The organism is Lentzea sp. NPDC059081 (assembly GCF_042738015.1).
GTDB lineage: Bacteria > Actinomycetota > Actinomycetes > Mycobacteriales > Pseudonocardiaceae > Lentzea.
Map to the genome: position 1 here is coordinate 1 of NZ_JBHYGW010000058.1, position 14,148 is coordinate 14,148.

At 68.7% G+C, this 14,148-nt stretch carries 13 protein-coding genes, 1 pseudogene and 2 riboswitches; of the genes and pseudogenes, 4 read left to right on the plus strand and 10 right to left on the minus strand.

What is annotated here, in order from left to right; translation table 11 throughout:
- Positions 1-528 precede the first annotated feature (528 nt).
- The 8 genes from glyA to ACFWV3_RS45540 form a co-directional block, all read right to left on the minus strand.
- Positions 529-1,794 (minus strand): serine hydroxymethyltransferase, encoded by a 1,266-nt coding sequence (gene glyA / locus ACFWV3_RS45505; RefSeq protein ID WP_382420603.1) that lies wholly within the window; start codon positions 1,792-1,794, stop codon positions 529-531.
- A gap of 13 nt (positions 1,795-1,807) precedes the next feature.
- Complete coding sequence (gcvT, locus tag ACFWV3_RS45510; RefSeq protein ID WP_382420605.1) at positions 1,808-2,902, minus strand: glycine cleavage system aminomethyltransferase GcvT; 1,095 nt, start codon at positions 2,900-2,902, stop codon at positions 1,808-1,810.
- 94 nt (positions 2,903-2,996) lie between these two features.
- Positions 2,997-3,088: riboswitch (glycine riboswitch) on the minus strand.
- Positions 3,089-3,194: riboswitch (glycine riboswitch) on the minus strand. It abuts the riboswitch before it with no gap.
- 45 nt (positions 3,195-3,239) lie between these two features.
- Positions 3,240-3,542, minus strand: coding sequence for a DUF3817 domain-containing protein (locus tag ACFWV3_RS45515; protein ID WP_093597120.1), 303 nt, complete (start codon positions 3,540-3,542; stop codon positions 3,240-3,242).
- Between the two features lie 14 nt (positions 3,543-3,556).
- Complete coding sequence (locus tag ACFWV3_RS45520) at positions 3,557-3,913, minus strand: hypothetical protein (RefSeq protein ID WP_382420607.1); 357 nt, start codon at positions 3,911-3,913, stop codon at positions 3,557-3,559.
- 120 nt (positions 3,914-4,033) lie between these two features.
- Entirely contained in the window at positions 4,034-4,528 is a 495-nt protein-coding gene (locus ACFWV3_RS45525) for a helix-turn-helix transcriptional regulator (RefSeq protein WP_330851894.1), read from the minus strand.
- 164 nt (positions 4,529-4,692) lie between these two features.
- The gene (locus ACFWV3_RS45530) at positions 4,693-4,872 is read right to left on the minus strand and encodes a hypothetical protein (protein WP_382420610.1); all 180 of its coding nucleotides are present in this window, start codon (positions 4,870-4,872) and stop codon (positions 4,693-4,695) included.
- A gap of 336 nt (positions 4,873-5,208) precedes the next feature.
- Entirely contained in the window at positions 5,209-6,336 is a 1,128-nt protein-coding gene (locus tag ACFWV3_RS45535; protein ID WP_382420612.1) for a CaiB/BaiF CoA transferase family protein, read from the minus strand.
- A complete protein-coding gene (locus ACFWV3_RS45540) occupies positions 6,333-7,469 on the minus strand; it encodes an acyl-CoA dehydrogenase family protein (RefSeq protein ID WP_382420614.1) in 1,137 nt (378 codons plus the stop codon). The genes ACFWV3_RS45535 and ACFWV3_RS45540 overlap by 4 nt, the downstream gene beginning before the upstream one ends.
- 106 nt (positions 7,470-7,575) lie before the next feature.
- Here ACFWV3_RS45540 and ACFWV3_RS45545 point away from each other — a divergent pair, with 106 nt between their 5' ends.
- The 3 genes and pseudogenes from ACFWV3_RS45545 (at position 7,576) to ACFWV3_RS45555 (ending at position 11,330) form a co-directional block, all read left to right on the plus strand.
- A complete protein-coding gene (locus tag ACFWV3_RS45545; protein ID WP_382420616.1) occupies positions 7,576-8,022 on the plus strand; it encodes a GNAT family N-acetyltransferase in 447 nt (148 codons plus the stop codon).
- 56 nt (positions 8,023-8,078) lie between these two features.
- Entirely contained in the window at positions 8,079-9,281 is a 1,203-nt protein-coding gene (locus tag ACFWV3_RS45550) for an acetyl-CoA C-acetyltransferase (protein WP_382420618.1), read from the plus strand.
- A pseudogene (locus ACFWV3_RS45555) lies at positions 9,278-11,330 on the plus strand (3-hydroxyacyl-CoA dehydrogenase NAD-binding domain-containing protein). The gene ACFWV3_RS45550 and the pseudogene ACFWV3_RS45555 overlap by 4 nt, the downstream one beginning before the upstream one ends.
- Here the strand turns inward: ACFWV3_RS45555 and ACFWV3_RS45560 are convergent.
- Positions 11,327-12,277, minus strand: a complete 951-nt coding sequence (locus ACFWV3_RS45560) for an AraC family transcriptional regulator (protein ID WP_382420619.1) — start codon at positions 12,275-12,277, stop codon at positions 11,327-11,329. The pseudogene ACFWV3_RS45555 and the gene ACFWV3_RS45560 sit on opposite strands and share 4 nt — an antisense overlap.
- 218 nt (positions 12,278-12,495) lie before the next feature.
- Entirely contained in the window at positions 12,496-13,044 is a 549-nt protein-coding gene (locus ACFWV3_RS45565; RefSeq protein WP_382420621.1) for a DM13 domain-containing protein, read from the minus strand.
- Between the two features lie 62 nt (positions 13,045-13,106).
- Here ACFWV3_RS45565 and ACFWV3_RS45570 point away from each other — a divergent pair, with 62 nt between their 5' ends.
- Positions 13,107-13,457, plus strand: coding sequence for a hypothetical protein (locus tag ACFWV3_RS45570; protein ID WP_382420623.1), 351 nt, complete (start codon positions 13,107-13,109; stop codon positions 13,455-13,457).
- The last annotated feature ends 691 nt before the right edge of the window (positions 13,458-14,148 follow it).

A 14,148-nucleotide genomic window follows, 5' to 3' on the forward strand; every position in this document is an offset into this window, starting at 1 on the left:
AGGCGGTCGGAGGAGAAGGGGGTGGTGGGGGTGGCCTCCCTGGTCAGGGATGAAAACGACTCGTGGCGGGGGGGGGGGGGGATGAAGCGGGCACGCTTTTCGCCCGCTTGACACCCCTCCTCACGTGTGGCTCGCTCGGTAGCGCTAGACGGGGGAGCCACCACCGCACCGCAACCACCCACCCAACCGCAAGCCGCCCAAAGCAACAGGCGTGCCATCAGCCTGCGTGCGGCGCTGGAGGGGCTCCTTTGGGAGTGTCGGGGGCTTGGGGGCAGCGCCCCCAACACCACGCACGCACCAGGAACAGAACCAACGCAAAGCGACCCACGTACGGACACCAACCAGGCAGCCGCCAACGAAACAGGGGGACGACCCACGCAACACCCGCGCCCCAAAGCGCAAGCTAACGCAGGCGTCCCCCCAAAAGTAGGACCCCCTGATCAACCCGACTGTACTCAGGGGGTCCGACAAGATCAGCGAGTCAAGGGCTCCAAAGCCCCAGACCTCACAGCCTCACAGCCCCCGACCTCACAGCGTCGAGTACAACGGGTGCTTGGCCGCCAAAACCTCGACCCGCCCCCGCAACTCAGCCACATCAGCCCCGGGCTTCAAAGCCTCAGCGATCACATCAGCGACCTCGACGAAGTCCACCTCACCAAACCCACGAGTGGCCAACGCCGGCGTCCCGATCCGCAGCCCAGACGTCACCATGGGCGGACGCGGGTCATTCGGAACAGCGTTCCGGTTGACCGTGATCCCGATCTGGTGCAGAACGTCCTCAGCCTGCTTCCCGTCCAACTCGGACGAGACCAGGTCGACGAGAACCAGGTGCACATCCGTGCCCCCGGTCAGCACCTTCACCCCAGCAGCAGCGACATCAGCCGCGGACAACCGCGAAGCCAGGATCCGCGCACCTTCCAACGTCCGACGCTGCCGGTCAGCGAACTCCGGCGAGGCAGCGTGCTTGAACGCCACCGCCTTGGCCGCGATCACGTGCTCCAACGGCCCACCCTGCTGCCCGGGGAACACCGCCGAGTTGATCTTCTTGGCGATGTCCGCCTCGTTGGACAGGATCACGCCGCCACGAGGACCGCCCAGGGTCTTGTGCGTGGTGGTGGTCGTGACGTGCGCGTGCGGCACGGGCGACGGGTGCAGTCCGGCGGCCACGAGACCGGCGAAGTGCGCCATGTCGACCATCAGGTAGGCGTCGACCGAGTCGGCGATCCGGCGGAACTCGGCGAAGTCCAGCTGGCGCGGGTACGCGGACCAGCCGGCCACGATCAGCTTCGGCCGGTGCTCGGTGGCCAGGCGCTCGACCTCGGCCATGTCGACCAGGCCGTCCGAGTCGGCGACGTGGTACGGCACGACGTTGTAGAGCTTGCCGGAGAAGTTGATGCGCATGCCGTGCGTCAGGTGGCCGCCGTGCGCCAGGTCCAGGCCCAGGATCGTGTCGCCGGGCTGCAGCAGGGCGAACATGGCGGCCGCGTTGGCCTGCGCGCCCGAGTGCGGCTGCACGTTCGCGAAGCCGGCGCCGAAGAGGGCCTTGATGCGCTCGATGGCCAGGCGCTCGACTACGTCGACGTGCTCGCAGCCGCCGTAGTAGCGGCGGCCGGGGTAGCCCTCGGCGTACTTGTTCGTCAGCACCGAGCCCTGCGCCTGCAGGACCGAGACGGGCGTGAAGTTCTCCGAGGCGATCATCTCGAGCGTGCCCTGCTGGCGCGCCAGCTCGGCCGCGACGGCCTCGGCAACCTCGGGGTCGTACTCCGCGAGGGAAGCGTTGAACTGGTCGGACATCTGGAAGAACTCCCTACTTGGCGCGCTTGTAGAACGGAAGTGCGACGACCTCGACCGGCTGCTTCTTGCCGCGGACGTCCACCAGCAGAGGGGTGCCCGGCTCCGCGCTCGCCTTCGAGACGTAGGCCATGGCGACGGAGTAGCCGAGCGTCGGGGACAGGGCGCCCGAGGTGACCTCGCCGACGACCTCGTCGCCGTTCAGCACCGCGTAGCCGTGGCGCGGGGCGCGGCGCTCCGGAGTCTTCAGACCGACCAGGACCGAGTCCACATCGGACTCCGAGACCTTGCTCAGCGCGTCGCGGCCCACGAAGTCGCCCGGCTTGTCGAGCTTCACGACCCGGCCCAGGCCCGCGTGGTACGGCGTCAGCGACGTCGTCAGCTCGTTGCCGTACAAGGGCATCCCGGCTTCGAGGCGCAACGTGTCGCGGCAGCCGAGCCCGCACGGCTTCAGCTCGTGCGCGGCACCGGCCTCGAGCAGCGCGGTCCACACGGCGGAGGCGTCGGACGGCGCGACGAAGAGCTCGAAGCCCTCCTCGCCCGTGTAGCCGGTGCGGGCCAGCAGCGCCGGGACGCCCGCGACCGAGGACGGGTACGAGGCGTAGTACTTGACCGTCGCGAGGTCGGTGTCGGTGAGGCCGGACAGGATCTCGACCGACTTCGGGCCCTGGATCGCGATCAGCGCGTAGTCGGTCGACCTGTCCTCGACCACCGCGTCGAACCCGGCGGCGCGCTCGACCAGCGCCTCGGCGACCACGGCGGCGTTCGAGGCGTTCGCGACGACCATGAACTCCTCGTCGCCCAACCGGTACACGATCAGGTCGTCGATCACGCCGCCGTCGGCCTGCGTGATCATCGTGTAGCGCGCCTTGCCGACGGCCAGCGCGGAGATGTGGCCGACGAGCGCGTAGTCGAGGGCTTCGCCCGCCTGCGGCCCGGTCAGGACGATCTCACCCATGTGCGTGAGGTCGAACAGGCCCGCGGTCGTGCGCACCGCGTGGTGTTCCGCGAGCTCGCTCGAGTAGCGCAGCGGCATCCGCCAGCCCGCGAAGTCGGTGAACATCGCGCCGAGCTGCTCGTGCTCGGCGTTCAGAGGCGTGAGGCGGGACATCAGAACGCTCCTCCAGGGTGCGCCGAAGAGCCGGACGGCCGGCTGAGGCAACAGAAGAATGACACGGTCCATCGGAGACTCCTCACTTGAGCGAGCCTCCCCCTCTGTCATGAGCCTGAGAGCTTCACCGCGCGCAGCGCGGCTTGCACCGTGGGCGAGGCCGATGGGCCTGCTTTCCAGAGTTGCCTTCGTCGTGCGGTACCTGTACCTGAGAGATTCCGGGGAGGAGTTGCTCCTTCGGCGCCCCCTGCCCGAGAAATCGGGTGCAGTGGGACTCTCCCGCGCGACATCGACGGCCGTGTTCAGTTGTCAGCCCCAGACGCTAGCAGGCCAAACGTCACAACGGCACGCCCTGCGCGGTCTTCTCGACCACTTTGCGCTCCGCCCAGAACGACAGGAACGGGACGGTGCCGGCGAGCAGCACCAGCAGGGTGCCCTTGATCGACCAGCGCAGCTTGAGCGCCAGGTCGACCGAGATCACCAGGTAGATGGCGTAGAGGAAGCCGTGGATCGGGCCGACGACCTTCATCGCGCCGCCCATGTCCGCGGCGTACTTGAGCACCATCGCCACGACCAGGAGCAGCAGGAAGACACCGACCACGTAAGCCATGACCCGGAACCGGGTCAACGCACCCTTCATCTGCCCGCCTTCGCTCAACGACCGTCCCGCGCGTTGAGGTCCGCGAGCATGCGGTTGTAGGCCGCGAGCTCCGCGTCTTCTTCGTCGTCGAAGTGCTCGACAGGCGCGGGTGTGACGGCGTCAACGGTAGTCACCGGCCGGGGACCGGGTGCAACCGGCTCCGGTGCGGAGAGAGCCCCGTCACGGTTCTGGCGCGCCAGGCGGCGGAAGCGCCACACCATGAAGAGGGGGAAGAGGCCGAAGAGCGGCCACTGGAGCACGTACCCGAGGTTCTGGAACGTGCCGCTGGCGGACTCGAAGCGCTGCCACTGCCAGTACGCGAGCCCGCAACACACGACCAGCGCCGCCAGACAGGCGAACGCGATCAACAAGCGTTGGGGAGTAAGGAGGCCGCGCACGACCTCCACACTACTTGGGTGAGGCCTCCGACCAGGAGGCCGCCCGTGAGGGACATGAACTCGGGGCTGCCGATTCCTCGACAGCCCTTACCTCTACGCCACGCCGTCCCGGCGCTGCCTCTGCAGACGTGCGACGCACCAGGCCGCGGCGGAGCCACGACGAAGGTGCTGGAGAACCGTCATCGGTCCCAGGCGCCTCCCGAGGTCGGCAGGAGTCAGGCCGGCAGCGCGGTAGTCGAGCGCGCGCTGGTCCAACGGGCTGATGCCCGCGTCCCACCACTGCTCGGCCTCGCTGACGTCACCGACGAGCTGCCAGTAGCTCGCTGCGGCGGCGAGCAACGCCTCGGGTGCCTCCGGCGCCCGCTTGCGCATCGCGGCCACGTAGGCCGGATCCGCCGAGTCGACCTTGACCAAGCCACGCGACCCGCTCCGTGCGGCACCCCGCTGCACGGGAATGCCCGGCGCCGAGGGGGGAGCCTCCGCGAGCCACGCGTTCTTGATCCGGTTCACCTCCTGCATCTCTGCGTCATCAGACCGTTCAGCCGCCCACTGCTTCAACAGCTCGTGGACCCCGGAGTCCTCGACCATCCATGCCTCCTCGTCGGTCGGGGATCGGCCATTGCAGCGGAAGGTATTCGGTAGGTCTGACAATCGCCAGACCCTGAATCCCCAGAACACCCGTTACCAGTGCGTGATTGGCCGCATTCCACCCGTCCGGCTCAACGCGAACGGTCGAAGATCACCGTCAGTCACTAGCGGATCGGCGTCGCCGTGCCGAAGAGGCTCCTGACGAAGGTGATGATCGACTCCGCGCCCTGCCGCAGCCAGCCGAGGACCTGCTGGACCGCCGAAGCGGACTGCTCGGGCTGGGTGATCAGGAGGAACAGCACCAGCGCGACGCCCGCCAGCACTAGCACCTTCTTGAGGTTCACAGGTACCTCTCCGTCCATGTCGCTCACAGCTGAGGCGGCGGACCGCCGTGTCACCCGACATGGTCCCTCATTCACCCGTGCGATGAACAACGACCACGCCCATCCGGGGTCAGGTTCCGCCTGTGGCGCACGCCTGCACGACGCCCAATGTCACCCGAATGGCGGCTAAAGAGGTCCGTGTCCAGCGCCGATGTCCTAGGCACGAGGTGAACACGGACTCCCTCGCATCCCACAGCTTGGACAGAGACTGGTGCACCGGGCCTCACCCGGATGCCGAACCTGCGGCATCACGCTCCGTCACGCCGTCGTGGCGCAATTTAATGCGCACCCGAACATTCATCCAATTACTCCGGACCGACGCAGTTCCATAATTTCGGCGTCCGATACACCCATGCCGGCAAGCACTTCCCCGGTGTTCGCCCCGGTCTCCACCGGAGGCGTCGGAACCGCGGCCGGAGTCCGGTCAAACCGGGGCGCCGGAGCCGGGTGCAGCGCACCGGCGACGTCCACGAACGTGTCCCGCGCCGTGTTGTGCGGATGCCGTGCCGCCTCGTCCGGGGCCAGCACCGGCGCCAGGCACGCGTCCGTGTCCCCCGCGAGCTCCGCCCACTCGTCCCGCGTCCGCGACTTCACCGCCGCTGCGATGCGGTCGCGCAGCTCAGGCCACTTCGCCGGGTCGTTGCGCGAGGGCGCGTCCTCCAGGCCCAGCACGCGCACCAGGTCGGCGTAGAACTTCTCCTCCAGCGCGCCCACGGCCACGAACCGCCCGTCCGCGGCCTCGTAGACGTCGTAGAACGGCACGCCGCCGTCGAGCATGTTCTCGCCGCGACCACCCGACCACATGCCCGCGGACTTCATCCCGTGCAGGAACGTCGTCAGCAACGCCGCCCCGTCGACCATGGCCGCGTCCACGACCTGGCCACGCCCGGAACGCTCCCGTTCGTACAGCGCCGCGAGCACGCCGAGAGCCAGCAGCAGCCCTCCACCGCCGAAGTCGCCGAGCAGGTTGATGGGGAACGACGGCGGCCCGCCTGCCCGTCCCAACGGCTCCAGCGCACCGGCGACGGCGATGTAGTTGATGTCGTGCCCGGCGCGGTCGGCGAGGGGCCCGTCCTGACCCCAGCCGGTCATCCGTCCATAGATGAGGCGTGGGTTGCGGGCGAGGCACTGCGCGGGCCCGATGCCCAAGCGTTCGGTGACGCCCGGCCGGAAGCCCTCGACCAGGACGTCCGAGCGTTCGACCAGCTTCAGCACCAGCTCCGAGCCCTCCGGCCGGCGGGTGTCGACCGCGATCGAGCGCCGGTTGCGGCCCAGGAAGTCGCCGGGGACCGTCGAGCGGCTCCCCGGCTTGTGCACCTGGACCACGTCGGCGCCCAGGTCGGCGAGCACCATGCAGGCGAACGGCGCGGGCGCGAGGCCCGCGAGCTCGACGACCTTCAACCCCGCGAGAGGCCCGGAAGTCACAGGGACCTCGCGATGATTTCCTTCATGATCTCGTTCGTGCCGCCGTAGATCCGCTGCACGCGGGCGTCGGACCAGGCACGCGCGATCGGGTACTCGGTCATGTAGCCGTAGCCGCCGAACAGCTGCACGCACTCGTCGACGACCCTGGTCAGCCGGTCGGTGGCCCACCACTTCGCCATCGCCGCGGTCGGCACGTCGAGCTCGCCGCGCAGGTGCTTCTCGACGCACTCGTCGATGAACGCCCTGGTCACGGCCGCCTCGGTGGCGCACTCGGCGAGCTTGAACCTGGTGTTCTGGAACTTGATCAGCTCCTTGCCGAACGCCTGCCGCTCCTTGACGTACCTCAACGTCAGGTCGACGGCCGCCTCAATGCCCGCGACCGAGCAGACGCCGATGATCAGGCGTTCCTGCGGCAGCTGCTGCATGAGCTGGACGAACCCCTGGCCCTCCTGCTCGCCCAGCAGGTTCGAGGCCGGCACCCGCACGTCGTCGAAGAACAGCTCGGCGGTGTCCTGGCCCTTCATGCCGACCTTGTCGAGCACGCGGCCGCGCCGGATGTCCTTCTCCACGACGACCAGCGAGATGCCGGTGGCGCCCTGCGCCGGGTCGGTCTTCGCGACGACGATGACCAGGTCCGCGTGCACGCCGTTGGTGATGAAGGTCTTCGAGCCGTTGATGACGTACTCGTCGCCCTCGCGGATCGCCTTCGTGCGGATGCCCTGGAGGTCGGAGCCCGCGCCCGGCTCGGTCATCGCGATCGCGCCGACGTACTCGCCGGACGCCAGCTTGGGCAGCCAGCGCCGCTTCTGGTCCTCGGTGCCGTAGGAGTTGATGTAGTGGGCGACGATGCCGCTGTGCACGCTGTTGCCCCACGCGCTGTCGCCGGCCCGTGCCTGTTCCTCGAGCAGCACGGCCTCGTGCGCGAACGTGCCGCCACCGCCGCCGTACTCCTCGGGGATGCTCAGGCACAGCAGCCCGAGCTCGCCCGCCTTGGTCCACAGCTCCCGGTCGACCTGCTTCTGCTCGGCGAAGCGCTCGACGTTCGGCGTGACCTCCTTCTCGAAGAACGTGCGCGCGAGCTGGCGCAACTGGTCCAGGTCGCTGTCCATCCACCGCGATCGACGCTCTGCCATGCGGTCCACGAAACCACCGGGCGGTGATCCACGCCATGACCGGCGCGTGTCGGCGTCCCCCGAAAAACTGAGCGAAATCGCCACCCCGTCGGCCAGACTCACCGGTATGGAGATCCATCAGGTCGCGCCGGACGAGTGGCGGCTGTGGCGCGACATCCGCCTGGAGGCCCTGTCCAGCGACCCCGAGGAGTTCGGGTCGACGCTCGCGGTCGAGCAGGAGTACGGCGAGACCGAGTGGCGTGAGCGCGCCACCGAGGGCCTGAAGGTCGTGGCGCTCGACCCCGAGCTCGGCTCCGAACCCGTCGCGCTCGTCGCGGCCACCGCCAAGCCTGAGGGCCTCTACCTCTACTCGATGTGGGTCCGGCCCTCGCACCGCGGCCGCGGGCTGGGGGAAGCACTGGTCGGAGCCGTGCTGAAGTGGGCGGCCGGCGAGGGCTGGAAGGTCGTCACGCTGCGGGTCTGGGTGGACAACCTGGTCGCGCGCAGGCTCTACGAGCGGCTCGGGTTCGTGCAGGCCGAGGACCCCGAGTACATGAGCTACCGGGTGAGCTAATCGGTCACCCTCCACGGTCATGGCCAGGTCGGGAGGCCGCGCCTAGCGTGGAGGCCATGAGCGAAGCCTTGATCTTCGACGCGGTGCGCACGCCGCGCGGCAAGGGCAAGCGCGGGTCGCTGCACAGCGTCCGGCCCGTCGAGCTGGCCGCCGGTGTGCTGCGCGCGCTGTCCGAACGCAACTCCCTCGACACCTCCGCGGTGGACGACGTCGTGTTCGGCGTGGTGTCACCGCTCGGCGAGCAGGGCGGCGACATCGCCCGCACGGCACTGCTGGCCGCCGGGTGGGACCAGCGCCCCGCCGGCGTGCAGCTCAACCGGTTCTGCGCGTCCGGCCTGGAGTCGGTGAACCTCGCCGCGGCCAAGGTCGCCTCCGGGTTCGAGGACCTGGTCGTGGCGGGTGGCGTCGAGTCGATGTCGCGCGTGCCGATGGGCTCCGACGGCGGCGCGTGGGCGATCGACCCCTCGACGAACTTCGACCTGTCGTTCGTGCCGCAGGGCGTGTCGGCCGACCTGATCGCGACGCTGGAGGGCCACTCGCGCACCGACGTCGACGGGTGGGCCGCCCGGTCGCACGCGCGGGCGTTCGAGGCGCAGAAGAACGGCTGGTTCGAGCGCTCGGTGGTGCCGGTCGTCGACCAGAACGGCACCGTGGTGCTCAAGGAGGACGAGACGATCCGCCCCGAGTCCACCGTGGAGTCGCTGGGCAGGCTCAAGCCCAGCTTCCAGTTCCACGGCGACCTCGGCTACGACACGGTGGCGATCGACCGCTACCCCACCGTCGAGCGCATCACGCACGTCCACACGCCGGGCAACTCGTCGCAGATCGTCGACGGCGCCGCGGCGATGCTGATCGGCTCCGCTTCCGCCGGGAAGGCGCTGGGACTCACCCCGCGCGCCCGCATCGTCTCCGTCGCGGTCGTGGGCACCGAGCCGACGATCATGCTCACCGGCCCGGCGCCGTCCGCTCGCAAGGCGCTCGACAAGGCGGGGCTCTCGGTCGAGGACATCGACCTGTTCGAGGTCAACGAGGCGTTCTCGTCCGTCGTGCTGAAGTTCCTGCGGGACATGGACGTCCCCGAGGACAAGGTCAACGTCAACGGCGGCGCCATCGCGCTCGGCCACCCGCTCGGCGCCACCGGCTGCATGATCCTGGGCACGCTGCTCGACGAGCTCGAGCGCCGGGACCTGCGCCGCGGCCTCGCCACGTTGTGCGTGGGAGGCGGCATGGGCATCGCGACGATCATCGAGAGGGTCTGACCTGTGTCGAACTCTTCGGGCACTTTCCACTACGACAAGGACGCCGACGGCATCGTCACGCTGACGATGGACATGTCCGGCTCCGCCAACGTCATGAACGACGAGTACCGCGACCTGATGGGCGACGCGGTCTCGAAGCTCGAGGGCGACGACATCACCGGCGTGGTCATCACGTCCGCCAAGAAGACCTTCTTCGCCGGTGGCGACCTGAACGTGCTCATCGCGATCACGCCGGAGAACGCCTCGCAGGCGCTGGACGGCGTCGAGGAGCTCAAGTCGCAGCTGCGGCGGTTGGAGAAGCTCGGCAAGCCGGTCGTGGCCGCGATCAACGGCACCGCGCTCGGCGGCGGCTTCGAGATCGCGCTGGCCTCGCACCGCCGGATCGTCCTGAACGACAACGGCATCCGCGTCGGCCTGCCCGAGGCGACGCTCGGCCTGCTGCCCGGCGGCGGTGGCGTCACGCGCATGGTGCGGCTGCTGGGCGTGCAGAAGGCGTTGCCGTTGCTCATGGAGGGCAAGCAGCTGCGCCCGGAACGCGCGTTGCAGGCCGGGATCGTCGACCAGCTCGTGGAGACGCGCGAGGAGCTGATCTCCGAGGCGATCGCGTGGATCAAGGCGAACCCGGCGCCGGCGCAGCCGTGGGACGTGCAGGGCGCGGGCGTGCCGGACCTGAAGTTCGGCGACCCCACCAGCTACGGCCTGCTCGCCGCTGCCCCTGCCGTGCTGAGCAAGAAGACGCACGGCGCGTACCCGGCGCCTAAGAAGATCATGGCCACCGCCGTCGAGGGCGCCTACGTCGACTTCGACACGGCGCTGAAGATCGAGGGCCGCTACTTCGTCGAGCTGGCCTCCGGTCAGGTCGCCAAGAACATGATCATGGCGTTCTGGTTCAACCTCAACGAGGTCAACGGCCGCGCGTCGTCCCAGGGCAAGCGCGTGGCCAAGCTCGGCGTGCTCGGTGCGGGCATGATGGGCGCCGGAATCGCGGAGGTGTCAGCGAAGGCCGGCATCGAGGTCGTCCTGAAGGACGTGACCCTGGAGTCGGCCCAGAAGGGCGCACAGGGCCTGGAAGGCATCACCCCGACCGACTCCGACGACGACCTCGCGGGCTGCGACCTGGTCATCGAGGCCGTCTTCGAGAACCGCGAGCTGAAGAACAAGGTGCTGCCCGCCGCGGAGGCCAACGCCCTGCCCGACGCGGTGATCGCCTCCAACACCTCGACGCTGCCGATCACCGGCCTCGCGTCCGCGGTGACGGCGCCGGAGCGGTTCATCGGCCTGCACTTCTTCTCGCCGGTGCCGAAGATGCGGCTCGTGGAGATCATCCGCGGCGAGAAGACGTCCGAGGAGACGCTGCAGCGCGCGCTGGACTACGTGCGGCAGATCGGGAAGACGCCGATCGTCGTCAACGACTCGCGCGGCTTCTACACCTCGCGGACGTTCGGCACGTACGTGATCGAGGCGATCACGATGCTGGCCGAGGGCGTGGCTCCGGCGCTCATCGAGAACGTCGCCAAGAAGTCCGGCATGGCGGTCGGTCCGCTGGCCGTCTCGGACGAGGTGACGCTGTCGCTGCAGCTGAAGATCCACGACCAGACGCTCGCCGACGACCCGTCACTGGTGTCGGAGAGCCCGGCCTACGACCTCATCCGCGAGATGGTGTCGCTGGGGCGCAGCGGCAAGTCGACCGGCGCGGGCTTCTACGAGTACCCCTCCGACGGCTCGAAGAAGTTCCTCTGGCCCGAGCTCACCACCCGGTACGCGAAGGCCGACGCCGGTGTGTCCGAACAGGACGTCCGCGACCGGCTGCTGTTCGTGCAGGCGCTGGAGACGGTGCGGTGCCTGGACGAGGGCGTGCTGACGTCGGTGGCGGACGCGAACATCGGCTCGATCTTCGGGTTCGGCTTCGCACCGTGGAGCGGCGGCACGCTGCAGTTCATCAACTCGTTCGGCGTGCAGGCGTTCGTCGAACGGGCCGACTACCTCGCCGACACGTACGGCGAGCGGTTCCGTCCCCCGGCATCGCTGCGGGAGCGGGACGAGTTCTAAGCGCGGTAGGAGCCCGGCGATGAGCCGGTCCACCGCTTGAAGGCCCGGTGGAAGGCGCTCGCCTCGGAGAACCCGAGGCGCAGCGCCAGCTCCTCCACCGACTCGCCTCCGCGCACCAGCGACGCCACCGCCTGGTCGCGCAGCAGCTGTTCCCGCACCTCGCGGAACGACGTCCCCTCCGCCGCGAGCCTGCGCCGCAACGTCGGCGCCGACACCCCCAGCTGCGCCGCCACGGCCTCCAGCCCCGTCGCCCCGCGCCCGAGCAGCCGCCGCACGTGCCCCGCCGTGTCGGCCCCGTGGTCCCGGCGCGACAGCAGCTCCGCCGGCGAGTGCCGCAGGAACCGCCGCAACGCCGCCTCGTCCTGCACCACCGGCATGCGCAGGAACTTCGGGTCGAACGAGATCGAGGTGGCGGGCGCCCCGAACGTCAGCGGGCACCCGAAGATCAGGTGGTACTCGGCGGCGTGCGCGGGCTCGGGATAGCCGAACTCGGCGCTGCGCAACGGGATGCGCCGGCCGATCAGCCACGACGAGAACCGGTGCCAGAGCACGAGCAGCGACTCGGTCAGGAAGTGGTCGGGGTCGCCGGGGATGTCGAGCGTGAAGCGGCCGCCGTCGAGCGACAGGCTCAGCGGCTGCTCGAACAGCGCGTAGAACGCGAGCCCGCGCCGCAGCGCCGACTCCAGGTCGGGGCAGTGCACGGCCAGCAGGCACATCATGGCGAACGTGCCGCGCTTGGACGGCCGCGGCCCGAAGCCCATGAACTCGTCGTCGAGGACTTCCCAGAGCGTCTGGATGAACTTCGTGTACTGGGCGGGCGTGACCCGCGCCCGGTCGTCGGCCAGCAGGCTGGCGGGGATGCCCGCGCCGTGCAGCACGGCGGACGGCTCCGGGCACGCGCGCAGTGCGGCTCGCACGTAGTGGATCGCCACGGTCCGGGTGTGCACGACCCACAGTAGAACGCCAACGGCGGTGATGCGGCCCCAGGGAGAGTGGGAGCCGCATCACCGCCGTCGGGGGGCCCACCCAGTGAGCCGTGCTCCTCGCCGACAGGGCTTCCGCACGCCCATCGGCAAGGGACGATGTTGTGTCCGTTCCCTTAACGTTATGTGGTCTAGACCAGGAATGTCAATAGTGCAAGAAGAGCACTTCGTGCCTACGTGTTTCAGGCTTGTTCCAGCGGAGCTACCGCAAAGCCCGCCGAGAACCGCTGGCACCAGATGACCACACTCCGAATGGTCGAAACGTCGACTCCCGAGGGAATCTCGTACACCTGGTCACCCCGGTTGCCCTTCAACTTGCCGAGGCTCGTGAAACCTTCGCCAAACGTTTTCTCCGACGAGCCCGACCTGTGCGGCGAGAGATAAACGTACAGGTCAGGGCCATCGCTGGTGTTCAAGGACGCGAACTGCACCGAATGCCCGCCACCCGGCAACCTGATCAGACTCGCCTTACCCGTGGTGGCGTGTTCGAGCGACCGCCACTGTCCCGCCGCGACCTCCTTCGCCGTTTCCGCAACAGGTGCCGGGACAACCGAAGTAGTTGACTGAGTGGTCAATTGAGTTGTCGTCCCGGTCGCCGCCGGCGGCACGAGCAGGGCCTCGTGCGTTTCGCGAACCGTGAGCAGCCGCCACGGCTGGAAGAGGTACAGACCGACCCCCAGCACGACGACCAGGAAAACTGAGGCGGGAATCAGGAATCGACGACGTCGCATACCGAAAATACTGGCCCAAACCGGACCGAAAAGAGCTTACGGAGTTGTTAGGGTCACCAGCCGTGGCGACACAGGCGAGGATCGGCCAGGCCGTGCTCGGCGTCCTGATGGTCGGCTGCGCGCTGACAGGCCTGTTCCCCAGACCAGTACCGCTCCTCTTCGCGATAGCGGCCATCGGCACCACCAACGCCGCCTTCCCCCTCATGCGCACGTTCGGTTCCGCCCTCCTGGGAGGCGTGGCAGCGGCCTCGATTGCCCTCTCCTCCGTCCCGTTCGTGACCTGCTCGACGGAACGCTTCACCGAGGTGTTCACCTGCACGGGTGACGCTCCGACGTGGCACCTGACCGGAACAGTGCTGGTGGCAGGCCTTTCCGGAGCCAGTCTGGTACTAGCTCGGATAACGGATCAGTGACGGCGATCACTCAACCAGACGCGCAAGGAAGCCGATAAGGCTTCAGGGCGAGCGTTCCCGGCCCGTGGTTCAACCCAGTAGCCTGCCGGGAGCGTGATCGCCCGACTTCACCCCGTGAGCATCTGAGGAGGACTGCTGTGCGCGCACTGTGGGCAGCAGGTGGTTCCGCCGTGCTCGGGTCGGCGTTGCTGGGTGTGCTGGTGGGCATGGCGTTCCACGGCGTGAACACGGAAGATCCGCAAAGCAGACCCCCGGCATCCACCTGGGTGAGATCCACGACCAGCACCCCACCGAGCGCGCCGCAGCTCTCCACCACACAGAGCAGCACGACGCAAAGCTCCACCAGCACCCCCGAAAGCACGACCCAGGCGCCGAAGAAGACCACCACGCCCCCAGCGGCAACAAAAGAGGCGCCCCCTCCCACGGCCCCACCGGCAGCAACGACGACGACCACGTCGTCCGACAGCTGGTCGTGCAGCCCGCTGAACCCGCTACCACCGCCCACGTGCAGGAACCTGCAAAACGGCGGGTAGCAGACGCGATGGCGCAGCCGAGCACGCGAGGCCGAAGGCGAGCCCAGCGATGGCGCAGCCGAGCAGTCCCGAGCAAAGCGAGGCCGCGGTGGTGGCTCCCCCGTCTAGCGCTACAAGCACTCGCTGCACGTGAGGAGGGGTGTCAACTCGACACGCTT